Annotated in this window: 16 protein-coding genes; 6 read left to right on the plus strand and 10 right to left on the minus strand. The window is 68.5% G+C overall.

The annotated features are described in order from the left end of the window. Positions 1 to 85: 85 nt before the first annotated feature. The 3 genes from OG817_RS11035 to OG817_RS11045 are packed head-to-tail and all read right to left on the minus strand — an operon-like array spanning position 86 to position 3,803. Positions 86 to 1,084 (minus strand): ABC transporter permease, encoded by a 999-nt coding sequence (locus tag OG817_RS11035; protein WP_360447609.1) that lies wholly within the window; start codon positions 1,082 to 1,084, stop codon positions 86 to 88. A gap of 42 nt (positions 1,085 to 1,126) precedes the next feature. Further along, complete coding sequence (locus OG817_RS11040) at positions 1,127 to 2,839, minus strand: ABC transporter substrate-binding protein (RefSeq protein WP_406053750.1); 1,713 nt, start codon at positions 2,837 to 2,839, stop codon at positions 1,127 to 1,129. Between the two features lie 31 nt (positions 2,840 to 2,870). Continuing rightward, positions 2,871 to 3,803 (minus strand): ROK family protein, encoded by a 933-nt coding sequence (locus OG817_RS11045; RefSeq protein ID WP_406053752.1) that lies wholly within the window; start codon positions 3,801 to 3,803, stop codon positions 2,871 to 2,873. A gap of 117 nt (positions 3,804 to 3,920) precedes the next feature. On the opposite strand from OG817_RS11045, the gene OG817_RS11050 reads away from it, so the two are divergent. Both OG817_RS11050 and OG817_RS11055 read left to right on the plus strand, forming a co-directional pair. Continuing rightward, entirely contained in the window at positions 3,921 to 5,123 is a 1,203-nt protein-coding gene (locus OG817_RS11050; protein WP_396393453.1) for an ROK family transcriptional regulator, read from the plus strand. A gap of 19 nt (positions 5,124 to 5,142) precedes the next feature. Beyond that, on the plus strand, positions 5,143 to 5,562 hold the full coding sequence (locus OG817_RS11055; protein WP_406053755.1) for a hypothetical protein: 420 nt from the start codon (positions 5,143 to 5,145) through the stop codon (positions 5,560 to 5,562). Between the two features lie 190 nt (positions 5,563 to 5,752). Here OG817_RS11055 and OG817_RS11060 read toward each other — a convergent pair whose 3' ends face one another. Genes OG817_RS11060 through OG817_RS11070 form a run of 3 tightly spaced genes read right to left on the minus strand, consistent with a single transcriptional unit; the run spans position 5,753 to position 10,794 of the window. Beyond that, entirely contained in the window at positions 5,753 to 8,518 is a 2,766-nt protein-coding gene (locus tag OG817_RS11060) for a bifunctional YncE family protein/alkaline phosphatase family protein (RefSeq protein ID WP_406053757.1), read from the minus strand. Positions 8,519 to 8,524: 6 nt separating this feature from the next. Further along, positions 8,525 to 9,865, minus strand: coding sequence for an ABC transporter permease (locus tag OG817_RS11065; RefSeq protein WP_406053759.1), 1,341 nt, complete (start codon positions 9,863 to 9,865; stop codon positions 8,525 to 8,527). Beyond that, positions 9,862 to 10,794, minus strand: a complete 933-nt coding sequence (locus OG817_RS11070; RefSeq protein WP_406053761.1) for an ABC transporter ATP-binding protein — start codon at positions 10,792 to 10,794, stop codon at positions 9,862 to 9,864. The genes OG817_RS11065 and OG817_RS11070 overlap by 4 nt, the downstream gene beginning before the upstream one ends. A 314-nt stretch (positions 10,795 to 11,108) precedes the next feature. Here OG817_RS11070 and OG817_RS11075 point away from each other — a divergent pair, with 314 nt between their 5' ends. Then, the gene (locus OG817_RS11075; protein WP_406053763.1) at positions 11,109 to 13,166 is read left to right on the plus strand and encodes a HelD family protein; all 2,058 of its coding nucleotides are present in this window, start codon (positions 11,109 to 11,111) and stop codon (positions 13,164 to 13,166) included. A gap of 544 nt (positions 13,167 to 13,710) precedes the next feature. Here OG817_RS11075 and OG817_RS11080 read toward each other — a convergent pair. Both OG817_RS11080 and OG817_RS11085 read right to left on the minus strand, forming a co-directional pair. Beyond that, on the minus strand, positions 13,711 to 15,675 hold the full coding sequence (locus tag OG817_RS11080; protein ID WP_406053765.1) for a LamG-like jellyroll fold domain-containing protein: 1,965 nt from the start codon (positions 15,673 to 15,675) through the stop codon (positions 13,711 to 13,713). A 3-nt stretch (positions 15,676 to 15,678) separates the two neighbouring features. After that, on the minus strand, positions 15,679 to 16,074 hold the full coding sequence (locus OG817_RS11085) for a hypothetical protein (RefSeq protein ID WP_406053767.1): 396 nt from the start codon (positions 16,072 to 16,074) through the stop codon (positions 15,679 to 15,681). Between the two features lie 133 nt (positions 16,075 to 16,207). Here OG817_RS11085 and OG817_RS11090 point away from each other — a divergent pair, with 133 nt between their 5' ends. After that, positions 16,208 to 18,982, plus strand: coding sequence for an AAA family ATPase (locus tag OG817_RS11090; protein ID WP_406053769.1), 2,775 nt, complete (start codon positions 16,208 to 16,210; stop codon positions 18,980 to 18,982). Between the two features lie 22 nt (positions 18,983 to 19,004). Continuing rightward, a complete protein-coding gene (locus OG817_RS11095) occupies positions 19,005 to 19,733 on the plus strand; it encodes an SDR family oxidoreductase (RefSeq protein WP_406053771.1) in 729 nt (242 codons plus the stop codon). A gap of 18 nt (positions 19,734 to 19,751) precedes the next feature. Here the strand turns inward: OG817_RS11095 and OG817_RS11100 are convergent, their stop codons facing one another. Together OG817_RS11100 and OG817_RS11105 are read right to left on the minus strand one after the other, a co-directional pair. Further along, positions 19,752 to 20,693 (minus strand): redoxin domain-containing protein, encoded by a 942-nt coding sequence (locus OG817_RS11100; protein ID WP_406053773.1) that lies wholly within the window; start codon positions 20,691 to 20,693, stop codon positions 19,752 to 19,754. A gap of 6 nt (positions 20,694 to 20,699) precedes the next feature. Further along, positions 20,700 to 21,665, minus strand: coding sequence for an alpha/beta fold hydrolase (locus OG817_RS11105; protein WP_406053775.1), 966 nt, complete (start codon positions 21,663 to 21,665; stop codon positions 20,700 to 20,702). Positions 21,666 to 21,816: 151 nt separating this feature from the next. Between OG817_RS11105 and OG817_RS11110 the strand changes: the two genes are divergently transcribed. After that, positions 21,817 to 22,794 carry a methyltransferase gene (locus OG817_RS11110; protein ID WP_406053777.1) on the plus strand — a complete coding sequence of 326 codons (978 nt, stop codon included), beginning with the start codon at positions 21,817 to 21,819 and terminating at the stop codon, positions 22,792 to 22,794. Positions 22,795 to 22,800 lie beyond the last annotated feature (6 nt).

Below are 22,800 nucleotides of genomic sequence, written 5' to 3' on the forward strand. Positions count from 1 at the left end.
GACGTCCTCGCTTCGCTGCGGGCGCCGATAAGCGCGATGAGCAGCTCTGCTGGATGGTGACTTCGCTTCGCTCACTCACTGGCAACTACCCCTTCGTCCGGGCTCGTGGGTCGAGCAGGAACACCGCGAAGTCGCAGAGCAGGACACAGATCAGGACGGCGAGTGTCGACAGCAGGAACAGTGCCTGCAGCAACGGGTAGTCGGTGCTCACCGTGGCGTTGTAGAACATGTAACCCAGGCCGGGGTAGTTGAAGACGTACTCGACCAGGATCACGCCGGAGATGACGAAGCCGAGTGACATCGCGAACCCGGACAGGTTCGGCAGGAACGCGTTCCGGCCGGCGTAGCCGAACATGATCTTCCGGTTCGGGATGCCCTTGGCGCGGGCCATCCGGACATAGTCCTCGGCCAGCGTGGTGACCATGTTGTTGCGCATGGTCAGGATCCAGCCGCCGACCGCAGTGATCAGGATGGTGGCGGCCGGCAGGATGCCGTGCTTGAGCACGCTGCCGGCGAACTCCGCCGTGAACGCGGGCGTCAGTCCCTGATCGTAGTTGAAGTCGTTGGGCAGGACCGGATTGTTGCCCATGGCGAACAATGAGATCAGCAGCAGCGCCACCCAGAAGTACGGCAGCGCCGAGGTGACGATGAAGATCGGCGGCACGACCCCGTCGATCAGCCCGCCCCGCCGCCAGCCGGCGATCGTGCCGATCAGGGTGCCGATCCCGAACGCCAGCACGGTGGTGATGCCGACCAGGCCGAGGGTCCACGGCAGCGCGTCGCCGATCAGGGTCGTCACCGGGACACCGAGGCTGCTGCCGACCGACACGCCCCAGTGCCCGGTGACCATCGCTTTGAGGTACTCGCCGTACTGCAACACGATGTTCTTGTCCGGGTCGAAGCCGAACTCGGCCAGCACCGTGCGTAACTGCTCCGGCGTGACGATTGCGCCGCCCTTGCTGAGCCGCGACCGCAGTGCGTCCTCAGGACTGCCCGGCATCATCCGCGGGATGAAGAAGTTCAGCGTCATCGCCGCCCAGAGAGTGAGCACGAAGAACCCGAGACGACGTATCAGGAACCGCACGACCACCAGCTCCTCGTGCTCACTCTTGCCACGTTTCCTTCCTTACTTCTGGGCCGACTTCGAGTACAGGTTCGTCAGCACCTGCCCGACGTCGGGGATGTTGTACGGCGCCGGCTGGGCGTACGGGTTGTCCTGCGTCGGCCAGCCCTCGAGGTCCGTGGTGTTGTACTGGTACCAGTCAACCGACTCGGTCGTCGGGATCAGCGGGATGTCCTTGATCATGTAGCCCGAGATCTGCTTGATCAGCTTGACCTGGGTGTCCGGGTCCGCACTCGCATACTGATCGAAGAGCTTGTCGACCGCGGGGTTGATGTAGCGCGAGTAGTTGCTGTTGGCCTGCTTGCCGATCGGGGCGGTGTTCTTCGAGTACAGCAGTTGCCGCAGCTCGTAGTACGGCGTGGGTCCGCCGGACTGGCTCGAGTACGCCAGGTCGTAGTCACCCGTGTAGAGCTTCTGGTTGTACGACTGCTGCTGCAGGTCCTGGGTGGTCAGCTCGATCCCGACCGCGGCGAGCTGCTGCTTGACGACCGCCAGGGACGCGTCCCAGTCGGTGTAGCCGGTGACGCTGATGACGTTCAGCTTGAGCGGGTTCGACGCGCTGTAGCCGGCGCTGGCCAGCAACTGCTTGGCCTTCTCCGGGTTCGGCTTGTCGTAGCCGGCCGCCGTCAGCGCATCCTTGTCGAAGTACTTGTCGAAGGTCGGGGTGACGACGCCGGTCTGGTTCGCGGCGGGCTGGTAGCCGCTCTCACCGATCTTCGAGATCTGCTCGCGGTCGAGCGCGTAGGCGATCGCCTGCCGGACGGCCAGGTTGCTGGTCACCTTGTGCGACGGGTCGAGGTTCGGGATGAGCGCGACGTTCGCGGTCGGTGGGAACCAGTAGTTGTTGTCCGGTGACTTCGACTTGTAGAACTTGTCGATGTTCGGGATGTACTGACCACCCCACTGCGCCTTGCCGCTGGCCAGGTCGAGGTTGGCCGGGTTGTTGTCCAGGTACGCCGGGTACTGCACCTTCGACACATACGGCTTGCCAGGCTGCCAGTAGCTGCCGTTGGCGGCATAGGTGATGTTGTTGCTGCTGCATGACTCGACGGTGAACGCTCCGGTGCCGACCGGCTTCGGGTTCGCATAGGTGGCCGGCTTGGAGGCCGCCTCGCCGGTGGACCAGATGTGCTTGGGCACGATGCCGACCTGGTTGGCGAAGTTGTAGAAGTACGGCTCGGCCGCACCCTTGAACTTCAGCGTGACCTTGTTGCCGGCCGCGGTGACGCTGGTCAGGCCGGCGCCGCTCCACAGGGCAAACAGGTCCAGGGCCGGCTGCTGCTTCATCAGGTTGAACGTGTAGACCACGTCGTCGGCGCTGAACGGCTGGCCGTCGCTCCACTTCACGCCGTCGCGGATGGTGAAGACGATCGAGTCCTTGGCCGGCGACCACGTGAACGCGGTCGCCAGCATCGGCGTGGTGGCCCCGCTCTTCAGCACGTTGACGAAGGTCAGGGGCTCGTAGACGAAGCCCAGCGCCACCTGGTTGACCGACGGGTTGAACGGGTTGAACTGGCATGGCCAGGTCTGACCGCCGACGTTGGCGATCGTGACGACTCCACCCTTCTTGAACTGCCCGGTGCTGCCGCCGCTGCTCGTCGAGGACGACGGGTTGCTGGAAGCACTCCCGATCGGCTTGTCACCGCCGCCACAGCCCGCAGCGGCCAGTATGCCGACCGCCATGGTGGCGACGGCGATCCGTTTGATGCCCCTCATCGTCTCTGCCTTTCACTCCTCGATCTCATGGTCATGCGAATGCCTCCGCACCGAGGACCGCGCCCGCGGCCTCGACTCCGAGGGCGAGTGCGCCCACCAGCGGCGCGTCCGAAGGGAACCGGGCCTTTTCCAGTTCCGGTGGGAACGGGACGGCCGCGTCGAGTGCCCGGCGCAGTTCGGGACCGATCCGGTCCCAGGAGCCGACCAGGCCGCCACCGACAACGATGCGGGCCGGGTCGAGGGCGATGGCGAGGTTGACGACGTGCATCGCCAGCTCGCGGTTGAACTCGTCGGTGAGGACGGCGGCGTCCGGCTGGGTCGCCGACCTGGTGAAAACGTCCGCCGCCGATACCCGCTGTCCGAGCCGGGTGCTGCCGGTCGCCTCGAGTGCTTGGCCGCTGACGACATCCTCGAGGATCGTGCGCTGCGCCGGCTCGATCCAAACATCCGCGGCGGTCCGCACGTTGTAGGCGATCTCTCCGGACGCTCGGTGAGCGCCGGAAATCACCGTGCCTCCGGCAACGATCGCCACCGCCAGGCCGGTGCCGAGGTTGAGGTAGATCCCCGGATCGCAACCGGCCAGCGCACCCCACCGCACCTCGGCGGCGGCGGCGGCCTTCACGTCGGTCCCGAGCCGGACAGGTACGTCGGGGAACGCCTCCCGCACCATCCGCCCGAAGGGGAGTTCGCCCCAGCCGGGAAACGTCGGCGCGAGCTCGACGTGGTCGTCGTACGGGATCCCGAGCGTCGCCGCGCCGACCGCGGCGAGCTCCCTGTCCGGAGCGACATCCGCCAACAGGTCCTGGGCCGCGGTCAGACCGCGACGCATCGCGGCCTCGGCTCCTGCCTCGGCCAGGCTGTCGATGGTGGTCGTGCCGAGACGCCGGCCGGACAGGTCGGCGACCGCGGCGGCGATCTTCGTCCCGCCGAAGTCGAGTCCGAGCACAACCGGGGTAGGAATCATGGGCTGGCAACTCCACCGTGCCGTCCAATAGAATCGTTAGGAAACTAACTTAACAATCCTGGCGGGCACAAGGCCCAACTCGCAGCTTGACCAATTCGCGACCTGAAGGAGACCGACGTGACGGTTGTCGCCGGAGGTGCCGCCGCGGCCCGCCCGCAGCTGATTCGCGCGATCAACGAGCAGGTGCTGCTGGAACACATCCGGCGGTCCGGGCCGGTGTCGAGGACGGAGCTGGCCGCGCTGACCGGTCTGTCGAAGCCGACAGTCTCCGCGGCCCTGGCCACCATAGAGCGCGGCGGGCTGGTGCATGCGTCCGGCCAGCGGACCGGCGTCCCGGGTCCGGCCGCGCGGTTGTACGACGTACGCCCGGAGGCAGGGTTCGTCCTCGGGCTCGATGTCGGGCGCGAGTTCTTGCGTGGGGCGGTCGCGGATTTGCGGGGCACGGTGCGTTGCCGGCTCAGCGTGCGCACGAAGGCAGTGCGGGAGATGGCCCGGGTCCAGGAACTCGCCGACCTCGCCAAGACACTGCTGGACGAAGCAGGTATCACCGCGTCGCAGCTCACCCAGACAGTGATCGGAAGTCCGGGTGTCTACGACCCGAAGCGCGACACCCTGACGTTGACCGGGCGCCTGTCGGGTTGGGACTCGCCCGCGGTGTTGCCGGCGCTGCGCGAGCGGTTCGGTCCGGCGTTGATGATCGAGAACGACGTCGACGCCGCGGCCCTGGCCGAGCGGGTCCACGGTCATGGCCGCGATGTCGACAGCTTCGCGTTCGTGTCCGTCGGTACGGGTATCGGCATGGGCTTGGTGCTCGATGGGAAGCTGCGGCACGGCTTCCACGGTGTGGCGGGCGAGATCAGTTACCTGCCGTTCACCGAAGGCAGCGGAAGCGATGCGCGGGATGCACGCAAGCGGGGCAGCTTCGACGCCTCGGCATCGGCCGCTGCCGTGGTCAGGGCCGCTCGGCGTGCGGGTGTGCGAGGTGCGACGTCGGCAGCGAAGGTGTTCGCGGCGGCGGCGCGTGGTGATGTGATCGCGGCCGCCGTGGTGACCGAGGAGGCACTCCTCGTGGCCAAGGCGGTGTGCAGCGTCATCGCCGTCGTCGACCCCGAGTTGATCGTGCTGGGCGGTGGTATCGGGCAGGCACCGGGCTTCCTCGATGCGGTCGTCGAGCAGTTGCGTCTGCTCTCGCCGGTCATGCCGGAAGTGAAGATGAGCGTGCTCGCGGCAGACACAGTCGTGGCCGGCTGCATTGCCGCCGGCCTTGACCGTGCTTGGCAACACCTGCTGGGCCGGATAGCTCAGCCGGCACCAGCCTGACGTGTCCTAGGCTGGCGGGGTGGACAGTCAGCCGAGTTGGCGCGAGGAACGGCGGGAGGCAGCCGCCGTCCATGCCGCGGCGCTCGAACGCCGCAAGGCCGCCGAGATCGCGCAGGCCCGTGCGCTGCTGACCGATTTCGTCCGGACGATGAAGGAACGGGGCGTCCAGCCACAGCCGCTGAGGGCGCAGGTCACCGGATCGGGAGCCAGCTACCGCACCGGGATCACTGGCTGGTATTTGCGCCGCAACCGTTCGCTCGGCACCGACGCCGACGGCAACTTCTACATCCTCGGTACGCCGGCCAGCCTCAGCGCCCGGCTCCTCGGCGTACGCATCCTGCCGTCCGATCCGCCGATCACCGTCGGCCTGGGCGCTCGCGATGGTGAGTCCATGCCGCTCGCGCAACTTCTCCAGCTCCGGCTGGACGAGAGCGACTGACCCGCGTTTCTCCAACCCTGGGTTGTGGTGGCGCTGCGTCACGCCCGGTCATCGGCGTGAGTGTTGAAGTCCGGGCTGCTGCCGCCTCGATCGGAGGTTGGAGATCCATCCATCCCTGGTAGGAATGCGGAAGCCCCTGACCGGCGTGATGCCGGCCAGGGGCCTCGGGTGCTGCGTACTACGTGTTATCTCAGCCGTCGGAGTCCGGGGCCGGGATGTACGAGCCTGGCACGTCCTGCGGTGCGACGATCTTGTCCTCACCGGGGTACGGCGTGGCCCAGTCGTGCGCCTGGTACCACGTGAAGTGGTCCATCTGCGCCGGGTTCGCGAAGTCGGCCTTGGCGTCCGGGCCAGTGAGCCGCTGCTGCGACTTCCAGTCGTTCCACGTGGCCGCCATCTCCTGCATGTCCGCCGGTACCGTCGCCTTCGGCGCGGGCGCCGCGAGCGGGTTCTGCGCCGCCGGGGTGTCCAGACCGCAGGACGGCGGGGTGCTCAGACCGCCGGTCAGCGAGGTCCGGTTCGGCAGAGCGGTGAACGGCGTGTTGTCGGGGCGCTGGGTGAACGCGTCCCGCATCGGGGTCGCCGCGCTGTCCTTCTGGTTCATCGGGTGGATCCCGAGGATCTGCTCGATGGTGCGGATCATCGTCATCTGCGAGTAGTAGTGGTTGTCGACCGTGCCGTGCTGGGCCCACGGGCTGATGATCTGGATCGGCGCCCGGTGGCCGTCGATGTGGTCCAGGCCGGCCTGCGAGTCGTCCTCGACGACGAAGATCGCCGAGTCCTTCCAGTACTTGCTGTGCGAGATCGTCTGGACGATCTTGCCGACCGCGAGGTCGTTGTCCGCGACCTGGGCGGCCGCGTTCGCCGGACCGCCGGTGTGGTCACTGGACAGCCAGAACATGTTCAGGTTCGCCGGCCCGTTCTTCTCGAAGTCCTGCTTCCAGATCTGTGCCCGGTAGATGTCCGGGACGCTGGTGTCGAACTTCGGGAAGCCGTGCACCGACACGTCGTTCAACGACGGGATCGGCGAGGACGAGACCAGCGGGTACTTCGTGTCCTGCCCGGTGGCGACCATGTTCTTCGTGTCGCAGTACAGGTTCTGCCAGCTCGCACCGGCCGGCTTGGTCAGGAACTGCTGGAACTCACCGAAGTCGCGCACGGTCTTGCCGGCCGCCTGCGCCCCGCTCCAGATGAAGCCGGTCTGCTGGTGGCCGAGCGCGTCGTCCTCGGTGTCGTAGCTGCGCAGGTACTCGCCGGCCGAGGACTCGGTGTACTCCGGGTTGTCCGCCTGCATCAGCCAGTTGTGACCCTCGGCCGAGTTCGTGCCGACGTCGTAGGTGTTGTCGTAGAGCCCGAACTGCTGGGCCAGCGCGTGCTGGTTCGGCGTCACGTTCTCACCGAACTGCGCCAGCGCCGGGTCGCCGTCGCCCTCCGGCATGTCACCGTAGACCTGGTCGTAGGTCCGGTTCTCCTTGACCAGCAGGAAGACGTGCTTGATCGTCGACGGCTCGCCCAGCCGCTGCGGGACCGGCACCGGCTTCTTCTTGGCGGCCTCGCCCTTGCCGTTGGCCACCTGGACCGAGCCCTTGGTCCAGCCGTTCTGCTGGAAGACCTTGGCCGTGTCGGCGCGGATCACGTTGTCCGTCGGCAGCTTGAACCGCTGCAGGCTCGACGTGGTGTCGTGGGTGCCGTGCCCGGCGGCGGTCGTCGTACGGCGGGCGTCGATGCCCCGGGTGTTGGACACCAGTACGTCGTCGCCGACCGTGGCGATCTCAGCCGGGAAGTAGTCCGTCGGCAGCAGACCGACGTAGCTGACCGGCTCCAGCGGGGTCGTGTACTTGTAGACGGCGACCGCGTTGGCGCGGCCGAGAGTCACCAGCAGATGACCGTCGTCGGTGAGCGTCACTCCGTCGGGCTCGTAGCCCACCGAGGCCTCCGGCCACGGCTGGGTGGCGACGGTCTGGACGACCTTGTTCTTGCCGGTGTCGATGATCGACACGTCGTTCGTCTGGGTGTTGGTGACGAACAGCGCGTTGCCCTTGGCGTACAGGGCGGTCGGGTGCAGACCGACGTCGATGCTCGTCACGGCCGCAGCCGGCTTCGCCAGGTTGATGACGCTGACCGTGCCGGTCGTGGTGGCCGCGGTGACCGGGTTGGCCGGCACCGGGGTGTTGTACGAGTTGATCGTGGTCTCGCCCGGCCGTGCCGTCCGGCCGCCCTCGTTGCTGACGTACAGGTTGTCGCCGACCATGATCAGGTCACGCGGAGCGATGCCCACCGACCAGCTCTGGATGATGCCGCCGGTCGCCGCGTTGATCGCGACCACGCGGTTCTGGCCGTTGACCGCGGAGTACACGATCGAGCCGTCGGACGAGAACACGGCCTCGCCGACCAGTGCGTGCTTGGGCCCGTCGGCCGGGATCGAGACGAACGTCGGGTTGGCCAGGCTGCCGTCCGGGTTCACCGTGAACCTGCGGTAGCCGTCGGTCTGCCCGAGCCACAGCTGCGACCCGTCGGGGGAGTACGTCGGGCCTTCCTGACCGATGTCGTTGCCAGGGATGCGCAGATTCGCCGCGGCGTTGTTGCCGATCAGCTGCTGCACCTTCCAGTCCTTCAGGTTCACGATCGCCAGCGCCATGCCGCCGTCGGTGATCGAGGCCGCGACGTGGGTGCCGTCGGGGCTGACCGAGGAGGACATGATCTTGCCGGGCTGAAGGAGGAGGCGATCGCCGATCGGCTTGAGGTACTGGTCGCTGGAGATGACCAGACCCTTGTCGGTGGTGTCGCCGACGTGGGACGTTCCGAACTGCGTGGTCTGGGCTGAGCCGGTACCGGCGGCGAGGACGGCGACAACGGTGGCGCCTGCCGTGACGAGTGGTACGCGGCGGCCGATGCGTCGACCGAGAAGGCCCGGGGGCTTCTTCTCGACACGCCGGCGGAGGCGTGTTACCTGCATCTTGGGTTATCCCTTCGGGGTGGGTAGCAGGTCGACGTTGCCGTCGAACTGCCATAGGGGGTTGGGTGCGTCGCCGATCGGCGTCCGGACCAGGAAGAAGCCGTTGACTTCCTTCGGTCCGTCGCCGTCGGCCATGAAGCGCCCATCTGCGGTGATGTCCAGTTGGTAGATGGCTTGCCCGGTCGCCGCGACGTCGGGCAGATGCCACGAGACGACGCAACGCCAGTCGTTGCCGGGTCCCACCGGGTCGACCTTGCCGTCGCCCTTGGTGCACGCCGTCGAAGCCTGCAGCTGCGCTTCGGTGACGTCGGGACGGTTGAGCTCCTTGGTCTGCACCCGGTAGAGGTGGGCGAACGCGGTCGACACGCCGGCCTCGACCTTGGCCTGCTGGATGCCGGCCGTCGCCGAGGCCGTCACCGCGGCGAGGATCGCGATGGTGACGGCGAGCAGACCGACCAGCGGCACCAGGCCGACGGTGATCGCGCGCCGGCCCGGGCCGTCCGAGGTCAGGTTGGTGAAGTCACGCCGCAGGAAGAGCAGGTACGCGAGCACAGTCGCGGTGGCCGCCCAGACAAGGCTGACGAGGACGCCGATCAGCAACGGAGCGAGTTGACCCGGGCTCGTGAACAGGCCCTTCCAGGCGGTGAACGCGTACCCGGGCAGAGCCAGGCGTACGGCGACCGGCAGCGGCAGCATCTGCGCCAGTTGCATGGCCAGCGCGACCAGCGCGGGCAGCAGCAGACCCATCGGAGACCGGCCCAGCGCGACGGATCCGAGCAGGCCGATCGCGGCGAGGGCGAGGGTCGGGGCGATCGCACAGACCCAGGCGAGCAGTACGTTCCCAGCGGCGTTGCCAGACGACAACAGGTGACCGTCGAGGCCGACCAGCGGCTGATTGCCGACCGCGATCAGCCCGCCGACCGCGCTGGACACAGCCAGCCCGGCCATCAGCAGCATGATGACCGTCAGGCTGGCCAGTGCCTTCGCCACGAAGATCCGTTGCGGCGAACGGACCGCCACGAGCAGGTGGCGCCAGGTCCCCAGCCGATCCTCGGAGGCGAACACGTCTCCGCCGACCAGCGAGGTCAGCAGCGGGAGCGCCCAGTTCCCGGAGAAGCCCAGGATCACGAGCGGTCCGGCCCACCCGGTCGCGTGCATCCAGCGCCCGAAGAGGGTGTCGACCGGGAGTGAGGTCTGCCGGCTGACCGCGGCGACGAACAGCGCGGGTGCGATCCAGCAGGCGACGACGATCAGGCGGATCCGCCACTGCGAGGTCAGCTTGACCAGTTCGAACCGGTAGCCGCGGGCCACCGAGACGGGACGGGCGTCGGCGACGGTCGCGGTCACTGATCGGCCTCCTGCTGCTCGGTGAGGGCGAGGAACGCTGCCTCGAGGGGCGACACGACGGGTGCGAACTCGCGCACCGCGATGCCGGCATGCACCAGCCGTACGACGAGGTCGTCCAGCGCGGGCACCAGTCCCCGAACAACGAAGAGGTCGTCGTTCGGGGACACAGCCTCGTCGACGATGATCCCGTTGGTGTCGCCTGCCACCTTGCGGGCGGCCTCTGCATCGGAAGTGACCAGGCGATAGTCGAGTTCACCGTTCTCGGCCGCGAGTTTGCTCAGCGGTCCGGTGAAGACGATGCGTCCGGTGTTGAGAATGGTCACCTCGGAACACAAGGCCTCGACATCGTCCATGCGGTGACTGGAAAGGACGACGGTCGTTCCCTCGGCCGCCAGTCGGTTGAGAACACTGTGGACGTGCCTCTTGCCTGCCGGGTCGAGGCCGTTGGACGGCTCGTCGAGCACGATCAGCCGCGGCTTGGTGAGTAGCGCGGCGGCGAGTCCGAGTCGCTGCCGCATGCCGAGGGAGAAGCCACGGGTCCGGTCGTCCGCGACATCGGTGAGACCGACCTCGGCGAGGACGGCGTCGATTCCGGCCGTCTCGGTACCGCCGCGGAGATCGGCCAAGGCGGCGAGGTTCTGCCGGGCCGTCAGCGATGGGTAGAGGCCGGGCCCGTCGACGAAGCCGGCCACGCCTTCGGGTGCGGCCAGCGCGCGGCCGACCGGCGTACCCAGAATCTCGAGGCTGCCGCTGTCGGCGACGGCCAGACCGAGCAGCAGACCTAGCAGTGTCGTTTTGCCGGCGCCGTTCGGCCCGACGAGGCCGTGGATCTGTCCCTGCGCGACATCCAGGTCGATGCCGTCGAGGGCGACGACCTCACCGAACGCCTTGGTGATCCCGCGAGCCCGGACCGCGATGAGTGCGTCCATGCATCCCTTCCTTCATAACCTCAAGGAACTTAGGAAGTGCAGACGACGCCCACGGGGGCCCTGAGGTTAACGGTGAGAGAACGAGCGGCAACCGATTTCCATCGGTCCCAAATGTAAGGCCGAATCGGGCCGCGGGTAATTCGGTAGCGGCGCGTCGGGGCCGCTGGTAACGTCCTCGGCCTGTCTTTTCGGGTGGCTTCTCTGCACTGTGTGAAGGATCGAATCGAACCGGATGGTTCTCCGGGGCGGGACCCTGTTGATCGCCGCCAGTCCGTCGTTCGTCCGTCTGCCAACACGAGTCGAGGCTCCTTTCGATGGTCGATTCCGCACCCAGCCCTGCCGGCACCGATGAACTCGAGGCCGAACGGGCCTTCCTGACCGAGGCGCGCGCCGCGCTGGCCCGCATGTACGGCGACGTCTTCGGACGCGAGATCCCGGTGATCGGGGGTGAGGACAACGACGAGCGCTTCACCAACGAGGCCAACCAGCGCGCGTACGAGCAGCGGACCCGGGCGCTGATCGACCTGCCCGACGTGCCGCTGTTCTTCGGGCGGCTGGACTACGAGGCCGGCGCGATCGAGGAGCTCGACCGGATCTACATCGGCCGCCGGCATGTGCACGACGGGAGTGGCGCACCGCTCGTCATCGACTGGCGCGCGCCGGTGTCGGTGCCGTTCTACCGGGCCACCCACAGCGACCGGCAGCGAGTCCTGCTGCGGCGCCGGTACGGCTTCTCCGACCATGCAGAGTTGACCGGTTTCGAGGACGAGCCGTTGATCGGGACCGTCGTGGCCGACCAGGCCGACGCGTTCCTGCGCGCGGAGATCGAGCGCCCGCGCACCGGGCCGATGCGCGACATCGTGGCCACCATCCAGCCGGAGCAGGACGACCTGGTCCGTGCGCCGCTGCATCCGTCCGTCTGCGTGCAGGGTGCGCCCGGCACAGGGAAGACCGCCGTCGGCCTGCACCGGGTGGCCTATCTTCTCTACACCGAACGGGAACGGCTCAGCCGCGGCGGCGTCGTGATCGTCGGGCCGAACCGCTCGTTCCTGTCCTACATCCGCAAGGTCCTGCCCGCGCTCGGCGAGGTCGACGTACGGCAGACGACCATCGACGAATGGATCAGTCAGGCCGCCGTGGCGGTCGACGAAGCGGAGGCCGCGCGGGTCAAGGGCAATGCCCGGATGGCCACCGTGCTGCACCGTGCCTTGTGGTCGTACGTCGGTACGCCGACCGCCGGAGTCCTGTACAGCAAGGGATCCCGGCGCTACCGCGTGCACGAGGACGAGGTCAGCGAGATCGTGTCGTCGCTGCGCGAGTCGACGCGGTACGCGCCGGGCCGCAATGCTCTGGCCCAGCGGATCGCGCACGTCGTCCTGGTCCGGATGGAGGAGCGCGCCGAGTCGCCGGACGACCGCGTGCAGAATGCCGTCGCCCGCTCGAAGCCCGTGCGCCAGGTGCAGGACGCGGTCTGGCCGCGAGTGTTTCCCGAGCAGGTGCTGCATCGACTGTTCTCCGATGCCGACTTCCTCGCGCAGACCGCCGGCGACGAGCTCACGGCGGACGAACGCGCCGCGCTGCTGTGGACCAAGCCTGCGCGGTCCTGGAAATCCGCGAAGTGGTCGGCCGCTGACACCGTGCTGCTCGACGAACTCGAGGACTCGATCGAACGCAGCAGCGGCTCACTCGGCCACCTCGTCCTGGACGAGGCACAGGACTTGTCGGCCATGCAGTTGCGCGCGCTCGGCCGGCGCTGCCGCACTGGCTCGGCCACCGTCCTCGGCGACCTCGCCCAGGCGACGACCGCGTGGGCCGCAGGCTCCTGGGATCGCGTCCTCGGTCACCTCGAGAAGTCCGACGCCGTGGTGGCCGAGCTCGATCGGGGCTTCCGGGTCCCGGCCCAGATCATCGACTTCGCCGCGAAGTTGCTGCCGGACATCGCGCCCACGCTCGGCGTACCGACCGGTGTCCGGACCGTCGAGGATGCGCTGAGCGTCATCGAGGCCGACGAGCGCTCCTTCGTCGACAAGCTCGTCGACGCGTGCAAGGCCGACCTGGGCGGCGAAGGTTCGGTCGCTCTGATCGCGGCCGACGACCACGTCTCGGAGCTGATGGACGCGCTCGTCGCGGCGGGTCTCGAGCCCGCGCTTCTCGGCGCGGGCGAGGAGGAGATGGACGCGACGCGCCTGGTCTGCGTGCCGGCATCCCTCGCGAAGGGGCTCGAGTTCGACGCGGTCGTGGTCGCCGAGCCGGCCCGGATCGTCGCCGCCGAACCACGCGGCCTCCACCGCCTGTACGTCGTTCTGACCCGAGCCGTCAGCCGCCTCCACATCATCCACACCGAGCCACTGCCGGCCGCCTTCAGTCAGTAGCGCTGGGGAAGGCCGGGCCGCGCTTGTCGAGGAAGGCTGACAGCCCGACCTTGGTGTCCGCGATCGAGAACCGGGCCAGTCCGCGGCCAGTACGACGTCCGCCGCGGCCGCCAGGGGGACACCTGCACCGGCGGTGACCCCGGCCACGACCGAGACGACGATCGCGACCAGGTCGCCGCCGCGCTGGTGCGCTGGGAGGTTTGCCCGCTGGCGGGTTGTTTGCCTGATGACCGGTTACTCGCCGCCAGTGCTGACATAACCCGTCAGCGAGTCAGCAGACACCGGCTTCCCGGCACCCGGCCCCGCCGCCTCCTGGGCGTGCCCCATCGCACTTGCTCGGGCCGGGCCGGGTCGTTGACCGCCTCGACAGCCTCCCCAAACCAGTTTGGGGAGGCTGAACAACCCGATCCGGGGAGGCCAATTGCCCGGATCGGGCCAGGAAACCTCCCCAGATCCGGGCCACGCTGCCTTGGCGTCCGGCAGCGGCGGCACACTTCACGCGATCAGGATTGGCTCATCACCACTGGCCCTTGGAATTGATCATCTAGAGCGGCACGCCCCAGGCGGCAAAGGTGGCGGGTGCCGCGTCGTAGTACTGGCCGGTGTTCTGGTGAAGCCACCGGATGTTGGCCGCGCTGATCGGGGAGTCGAACAGGCGGAGGTCGTCGACGTCGGCCACGGACGAGTCCGGGTTGTCGCCGCCGACGTTCAGCTCCGTCGGTTGCAGCAGCGCACCCGCCGAGTAGGGCTCGATCGTGAACGGCTTGCCGTCCAGGAAGAACCGGATCGCCTTCTGGTCGCACGATGCCGCCACATGCGTCCAGGTCTCGGCGGCGATCGGTCCTCGGGCCGAACTGAGAATCCCGGTGGTGCCGCTCGCGCCGAACAGCCGCACCCAGAACACTCCGTCCAGGAGGCCGGCGTGCGCGACCTCGGCGCTGCTGCTCCGCAGGACCAGGAACCGGGCGCCGCTGCTGCCGGATCGGCACTTCACCCACGCCGAGAACGCCCAGCCCGGCGGCGATGCCGGCCAGGTGAGGGTCGTCCTCGAGGCACCCGGCCCGGTGCCGTTCGAGCCGAGGGCGGACCCCTGGATGCCGGTGACCCAGGACCCGGCCGCGGCGAGCGTGAGGTCGTTGCCGGACGGCGACTTGTCGTCGACCAGCGTCCCGGCGTTCTCGTTGAAGTGGTAGATGCCGCGGGCCACATTCTCCGGGCGGTACGGCGTGGCGACCGGTGCGCCACTCCAGTACCCCGCGGTCAGCTCCGCGAGGAAGTTCTTCGTGAAGGTCAGGTAGTCGTACGAGACCTGGCCGCCGGCGCTCGCGTCGCCACCGACGTACAGCGTGTCGAGTCCGTCGATCGCGGGTGTCACGTGCGGGACGCCGTCGCCGATGCTCACCGTCTCCTGCGCGTCCTCGAGCCGGACCTGCACGTACGTCGGGTTGATCGCGAACAGGAACCGGGTCCATTGGCCGACCGTCAAGGTCGCCGTACTGGTCACCGAGACGGTCCCGTCGTCGATGGTGGTCCAGGTAGCGGTGACGGTTCGCGCGGTGTTCACCACGACACGGACGCGTCCGTTGCCCAGGGCATCGTTGATGGCCAGGATCGGAGCAGCCGTGCCGGTCGGTGCGGTGTCGAGGCGGAGCCGGCCGGAGATGGCGAGTCGGTCGCAATCGGGGAAGTTGATCGCCCCTGTCACGCCTGCTGCGGTCGCTGCGGAGACCAGGGCTCGCCCGTACAGGCCGGTGGTGAAGCTCGCCGACGGAGCGACTGCGAGGGCGCGGCCGTAGGTGCCGAAGTCTTCGGCGGTGTCGTGGTCGAACGGATAGATCGCCAGCTGGAAGTCGATCTGCTCGGCGGCGATCAGAGTCGGCCAGTACGTGTCCTCGACCGGATCGTTCCACCAGCGCAGGTCGTCGATGATCCCGTTCAGGGCCTCGGTGCCGGTGAGTGTGTTCCGCCCGGCCTCCATGACGACCTCGGTGCCGGAGTAGGTGAAGGCGGCCGTGGCGTTGACCGACAGGACCTCGACACCGTCGACGGCGATCGTCACGGTGTCGATGGCCGGCGTGGCGTCGTACACGACCAGGACGTGATGCTCCTCGCCGTCGCGGATGCTCGTGGTCGTGCTGTACGTCGCACCCGCGATCCTCGCCTCCACGTTGCCGCTGGAGTTCGACGCGTAGACGGCCCAGTTGAGGGTGCCGCTGCTGGTCGCGGACGCGATGCAGCGGGGTGCGGCCGTGGTGTTGCCGAGTCGGACCCAGGCGGCAACCGACAGTCCGCCGTCGGTGTTGAGTGGGTAGAAGTCCTCTCCGGCTCTCGGTGGCCGGACGACCACATGGAGTGCGCCGCCGGTGCAGTTGAGGCCGTCGCCGTACCTGGCCGGAACGAGCGTCGCCGATCCGAGGATCGTGCCGGGCAGGAAGTAGCCGGCGACGTCTCGTACCGTCGTACCGTCGACCGTGTCCGCGTTGAACGTGTAGCCCGCTGCCTGCGCCACGGTCTACCCGGCCCGGCGGACCCGGACGGTCACCGTCAGGTCGGCCCCCGAAGCCGTCGATCCGACCTGGTCGACATCGACGGTGAGGTAGTCACCGGCGGCCAGCGTGGTGACGTCGGGAGTGTCGCCGGCGTCGGTGTTGGTCCCGGCCGCGATGCTCGGCCGCTTCCCCTGATCCGTGTAGATCGTCGTGCCGTTCTTGTTCAGGTCGACCACCAGCGCCGCGCCGGTCGGTGCGGTGTTCACCGCGGCGCGGACGGTCTCGACGACGTACGCGTCTTCGAGATAGATCCGCGACTTGCCGGTCGCGACCGCGGCGGCGCCGGTCACCGAGAACGTGTACGCCTCGATCGGCACCGCCAGGACGCCGTCGATCGTCAGACTTCCCTGGACGTGCATGAATACTCCCCCCACCGGCGGCCCCCTGCCGCCCGGACGCACGAGCGTACGGGATCACTGAGGGCTGTAGCCAGGCCAACGGGGGCGCACCTAGTCTGGAAAAGTTGCCGGGCGGGCCGGGGAGGGGCGGGCGATGCAGGTGAAGGACGAGGGTGCGTCCTTCTGGGGAGGGCCAGACAGACTGCGCGGTCGCCGCTCCGAGTGCGCAGTGTTGGACGAGCTGATTGCCGCTGTTCGCTCGGGCGAGGGGCGTTCGCTTGTACTGCGCGGCGAGGCCGGGGTCGGCAAGTCGGCGCTCCTGGGCTACGCGATGGCGAGAGCCTCGGATCTGCGGGTGCTCCAGGTGGTCGGCGTCGAGTCGGAGATGGAACTGGCGTTCGCGGCGTTGCATCAGTTGTGTACGCCGATGTTGCACCGTCTGGACCGGCTTCCCGCTCCGCAGCGTGATGCGCTGACCACGGTCTTCGGCCTGAGCAACGCCGGGCCACCGGATCGGTTCTTCGTCGGACTCGCCGTACTGAGCCTGCTCTCCGAGTTGGCGGAGGAGGGGCCGCTGCTGTGTGTGGTGGACGACGCGCAGTGGCTGGATCGGGCGTCGGCCCAGGTCCTGGGAGTCGTGGCGCGACGGCTGATGGCTGAGCCGATCGGCGTCTTGTTCGCAACGCGTCGGTCCGGCGTGGAACTGCGGGCGTTGCGGGAGCTGGAGGTCGCCGGCCTGCGCAGCGACGAGGCGCGGGCCTTGCTGGAGTCGGCCGTCCGGTTCGGACTCGACGCGAGCGTCCGGGACCGCCTCGTGGCCGAGACCGGCGGGAATCCACTGGCGTTGCTGGAGCTGCCGCGAGGGCTGACCGTCGCGCAGTTGGCGGGTGGCTTCGGGCTGCTCGGTACACAGGCCTTGTCCGGTCGGATCGAGGACAGCTTCCTGGCGCGGATCGCCGCGCTTCCCGAACCGACCCGGCTGCTGCTCCTGGTCGCGGCGGCGGAGCCGGTCGGCGACCCGCTGCTGGTCTGGCGAGCCGCCGAACGACTGGGCGTAGGCGACTCGGCGGCGGTCGATGCCGAGGCAGAGGAGTTGCTGGTGATCGGCGATCGGGTGGCGTTTCGGCATCCGCTCGTACGCTCAGCCGTGTACCGGTCCGCGACGCCACAGGACCGCCGCGCCGTGCATTCCGCGCTGGCCGAGGTGACCGACGCGAGGATCGACGCCGACCGCCGGGCCTGGCATCTGGGCACCGCGGCAGCCGGACCGGACGAGGCAGTGGCCGCCGAGCTGGAACGGTCCTCGGGTCGCGCGCAGGCCCGCGGCGGGCTCGCCGCCGCAGCCGCGTTCCTGCAGCGGTCGGTCGCGCTGACGGCAGAGCTCGAACGACGTGCGGAGCGCGCACTGACAGCCGCGCAGGTCAGCCTCCAGGCCGGAGAACTCGATGCGGCGCTCGGGCTGTTGACGACCGCGGAGACCGGAGTACTGGACGAGTTCCAGCGTGCGCGGGCCGATCTGTTGCGCGGTCAGATCGCGTTCGCCTCAGGCCACGGCAGCGACGCGCCTCCGCTGCTGCTGAAGGCTGCCAAGCAACTCGAGCCGTTCAAGCTGGACCTCGCCCGCGAGACCTACCTCGACGCCTGGGGAGCGGCGCTGTTCGCCGGCCGGCTGGCCACCGCCGGCAGTCTGCTCGAGGCGTCGCGGGCAGCCAGAGCACTCCCGCCCGCCGACGCTCCGCGTCCCTCCGATCTGCTGCTGGACGGGTTGGCGCAACTGGTCACCGAAGGACGTACGGTCGCCGCGCCGATGCTCAGGCGCGCCACCGACGCCTTCGCCGCCAAGGACCTGTCCCCGGCGGACAACTTCCGCTGGGGATGGTTGACCACGGTGCCGTCCAACGTGCTCTGGGACGACGAGAGCTGGTACACGATCAACGCTCGCCAACTGCGGCTGGCCCGCGATGCCGGCGCGTTGGCACGGCTGCCGATCGACCTGACCGCACACGCCATCCAGGTCGCCTGGCGGGGTGATTTCACCGAAGCCGATGCAGTGATCGCGGAGATCGATGCCGTCACCGACGCGACCGAGACCCGGATCGCGCCGTACGGCGCCATGCTGCTCGCCGCCCTGCGCGGACGCCAGACCGAGGCGACCGCGCTGATCACGTCTGCCGCCCAGGACGCGGCGGACGGTGGGCAGGGGATCGGCGTCCAGTACTCGCAGTGGGCTTCGTCGATCCTGTTCAACGGACTCGGTCGCTACCCACAGGCACTGGCCGCGGCCCGCCAGGCCTGTGCGGACACGCCGGAGCTCTTCCTCTCTGCCTGGGCACTGCCCGAGCTCATCGAGGCCGGCGCCCGCAGCGGTGAGCAGCACCTCGCGGCCGGCGCTCTCGACCGACTGGTCGCTGCGACCGCGGCGGCGGGCACGGACTGGGCGCTCGGACTCGCGGCGCGGTCGCGTGCACTGCTGAGCGAGGGCTCTGTCGCCGAGGGCCAGTACCAGGAGGCGATCGATCGCTTGAAGCGGACGCTCCTGCGCCCGGAACTCGCTCGCACACACCTGCTGTACGGCGAGTGGCTCCGCCGCCATCGTCGCCGCGTCGACGCGCGACGCCAGCTACGCACCGCGCATGAGCTGCTCACTGCCATCGGCATGGAGGCGTTCGCCGAACGGGCCCGGCGCGAACTGCTGTCGACCGGCGAGACGGTCCGCAAACGGCGGGTCGGGACAAAGCGCGACGAGCTGACGCCCCAGGAGAAGCAGATCGCCCTGCTTGCGCGCGACGGCCTGTCCAATCCGGAGGTCGGCGCTCGCCTGTTCCTGAGCCCTCGCACGGTGGAGTGGCACCTCCGCAAGGTCTTCGCCAAGCTCGCGATCAGCTCCCGCCGGGATCTCCGCGACGCGCTTCGTGGCGCCGAATCCTAAGGCCCGCACAGATGGAGGAACGATGACGGAAAAGATCTTGGACGGGCAGACGGTCGTGGTGATCGGCGGGAGCCTGGGCATCGGCTTCGAGACGGCCCGGCTCGCGCGGGCCGAAGGCGCCAGCGTGATCATCACGGCGCGCTCACTGGAACGTCTCCAGCAGGCCGGCAAGGAGCTCGGGGCGGATGTCGCCGCCTTCGACGCGACCGACTTCGACCAGTTGGAGATCTTCTTCGGCGACCTGCCCACCCCGATCGACCACGTTCTGGTCACCGGCCCCGGTCCGTACTACGGGCTGGTCGCCGACATGGACTTCGACGCGGTACGCCGTGACCTCGAAGCGCACCTGCTGTTGCCCATGCACGTCGCCCGCCACGCGGCCACCCGGGTTCGTCCAGGCGGGTCGTTGCTCTTCATGGGTGGCACCGGCGGCCGCCGGACGGCGCCGGGCCTCGCCTCCATCGGGTCGCTGACGGCCGCGGGGCCGGCCCTGACGAGGAACCTGGCCGTCGAGCTGGCGCCGGTCCGGGTGAACCTGATCGCGGCCGGCTTCGTCGACACTCCGCTGTCGGCGACGATCCTCGGCGACCAGCTGGACGCCCGTCGTGAGCAACTCCGGACCACACTTCCGATCGGCCGGGTCGTCGGTCCGGCCGACATCGCCAACCTGGCGATCCACTTGATGATCAACACGGCCATCACCGGCGCCACCGTCGACATCGACGGCGGCCAGCAACTCGTCGAAGGCTGACTCCGCAGGGGCACGTCTCTACCCGAACGTGAACACGTACGCCTCGACGCCGGCTTCGTCGAACCTGATCTCCACGGTCCGCTCGAGGACGGCGTCGTCCTGGCGCACGAGCTGGTACATGCGGCCCTCGCGCAGTACGCCGTTCCCGTCCTCGTCGACGTCGACACCGTGTGATCGGCCGGGCGCTTCGCCGTCGAGCAGCACGCGGAACAGGACCGCGTCCGATGCGCCAGGAGCCAGCACCAGATGTGCGTCTCGCGCCTGGAACCGGAAGGCGATCCTCCCGCCGGGCTCGTCCAGTACGACGAACTCGGGCCGAACTGTCCACCGGCCACCGAGGGCCCAACTGTTGAAGGCGAGGCGCTCCGGCAGCTGGTACTCCTGGCGGTCGTCGAGTCCGGCGCCGCCCGGCAACCGCCCGCCCCGCCCGTAGCCGAGGTAGGTCTCCGGCGTGCGCAGCTGGGTCCAGTCCGCCGGCGCCTCGACGCCGGTGCCGACCACCGCCACCGGTTCGCGCTCGATGCCGAGAAGCCGCTGGATGGTGCGCTCCGACTCGACGTAGCGTCCTTCGCCGAAGTGATGATCGCGGATCATCCCTCGATCGTCAGCGAAGTACAGCGCCGGCCAGTAGTGGTTGTCGAAGGCGCTCCAGACCCCGTAGTCGTTGTCGAGGGCAACCGGGTAGTCGAGCCCTCGCTCCTTGACCGCCTGCCGCACCAGATCGGTCTCGTGCTCGAACTCGAATTCCGGCGTGTGCACTCCGATCACGATCAGCCCGTCGCCGGCGTACGCCTGAGACCAGGCCCGCACGTACGGCACGGTGCGGAGCCAATTGATGCACGTCAGCGTCCAGAAGTCGACCAGAACGACGTGGCCCTTCAGATCGGCGGGACCGAGCGGCTCGGAGTTGAGCCACCCGGTAGCCCCGCCGAAGGAGGGCAACTGCTGACCTTGGAACATGACGACCTACGACACCGCGGCGACGCGCGCCGCGTCGCGGTACGGGGCCAGGAATGTTGTCAGCGCCTCGAGCAGTTGCTCGGGAGCCTGCTCGGCGACCCAGTGGCCGGAACCGGGGATGACCACGCTCTGTACGTCGTTCGCGGCGGGCCCCATGCCCTCCGCGACGTGCGGACCCCAACTGTTCTCGCCGCCGATCCCGAGCACGGGGATCATCAGCTTGTGCTCCTTGCGCTGCATGTTCTGTCCCATGGTGGCCTGCCATGCGCGGTAGAACCCGAAGCTCGCGCGCAGTACGTCCTTGTCGCGGTTGTACAGGCTGACGTAGTACTCGATGGCGTGCTCGGGCGGTGTTGTCCCGCCGCCCTGGATGGCGAACTCGTAGCAGTAGTAGGCGTCCGCGTTCCCGCTGACCATGTCGACGATCAGGTCGTCGTCGACGCGGTTGAACGGGATGTGCCAGAGCTTGTCGTTGATCACGTCGGGAACGAACAGGGGCGGAGAGTCGACCACTCCGGGTGGTCCGGGCACTTCGGCGACGGCGAGGGACTCGACCCGGTCGCGGTAGTCGGCGGCCAGCGCGTAGCCGATGATCATTCCGGTGTCGTGCCCGACCACTGCGAACCGTTCATGTCCGAGCGCATCCATCAGCGCGGCCAGGTCAGCGGCCAGTGTGGCCGTGTCGTAGCCGTCCCTGGTCTTGTCGGTCAGCCCGATGCCGCGCTGGTCGACTGCGATCACGGTGAAGTCCCGGGCCAGTGCCGGCATCACCTCACGCCAGGCGTACCAATTCTCCGGCCAGCCGTGGACCAGTAGCAGTGGCGGACCGGTGCCCCCGACGACCGCATGTTGGCGCAATCCGCCGGCATCGATGATCCGGCTGGTGAACGTGTCCGTGAAGCCCTCCGGCAGGTGCGGAGCCGAGGACACGGATCCAGGACCTGTCGTCGTAGTCGGTTCGGGTGTGCTCATGGGTGTCCCCTTCGCAGGCGACGTCTGGTGACGACGCAGATCTCCACCGTTGCCGTTGTGGACGCCTGCTCGCGCCGGTTGAACACCCTGGCATGCCTCTGATCGTCACGACCAGGGACTCTTCATCCGAAACAGGCGCATGATCAGCGGTATGGATGATCTGCAGGAGATGGTGACGGGCTTCCGGGTTGCTGCGGCGCTCAGTGTGGCGGCGGAGCTGGGAGTGTCCGACGCATTGGCGGGGGAGCGGCGCACGGTTGCCGAGCTGGCGGCCGTAGTCCGGGCCGACGAGGAAACGCTGGGGCGGCTGCTGCGGGCACTGGTGGCCGTCGGGGTGTACGCCGAGCAGGACGGGACGTACTCCAATACCGAGATGGGTGAGCGGCTGCGGTCCGACGTACCGGGGACGTTGCGACCGCTGGCCCGGATGCAGCAGGACCCGGCGCTGTGGTCGGCCTGGGGTCACCTCGCTCACAGCGTGCGCACGGGTGAGAACGCGTTCGAGGATCTGCAGGGTGTCGATGTCTGGGTTCACCGGCAGAAGCATCCCGAGTACAACGTGATCTTCAACGACAACATGACGGCGCTGAGCTGGTACGTCGGGAAGTCGGTCGCGTCGGCGTACGACTTCTCCGGGGTGAGCAAGGTCGTCGACGTCGGGGGAGGGCAGGGGATCCTGCTGGACGCCGTACTGAACCAGCACGAGCACCTGCACGGTGTGGTGTTCGATCTGCCGCATGTTGTGGCGAAGGAGCCGCGAACCCAAGCGGTCGCATCGCGATGGTCAGCGATGGCCGGCAGTTTCTTCGAGGCGGTCCCGCCGGCGGACGCGTACCTGATCAAGTCGATCCTGCACGACTGGCCGGACGACCGCTGCGTGGAGATCCTCCGAACGTGCGCCGCGGCGCTCAACCCCGGCGGCGTCGTCCTCGTCGTCGAGCTCGTCCTGGACCGGCCCGGCCACGAGATGGTGTCCGCGTTCTCAGACCTCAACATGCTCGTCCTACCCGGCGGACGGGAACGCACTGAGGCGGAGTACGCCGCCCTGTTCGCAGCCGCCGGCCTCCACCTCAAGCAGGTCATCGACACCGGCACCCGCATGTGCATCCTCGAAGCCGCCGCTGCCTAGCCTCAG

The sequence above is a fragment of the Kribbella sp. NBC_00889 genome, from assembly GCF_045207705.1.
Classification (GTDB): Bacteria; Actinomycetota; Actinomycetes; order Propionibacteriales; family Kribbellaceae; genus Kribbella.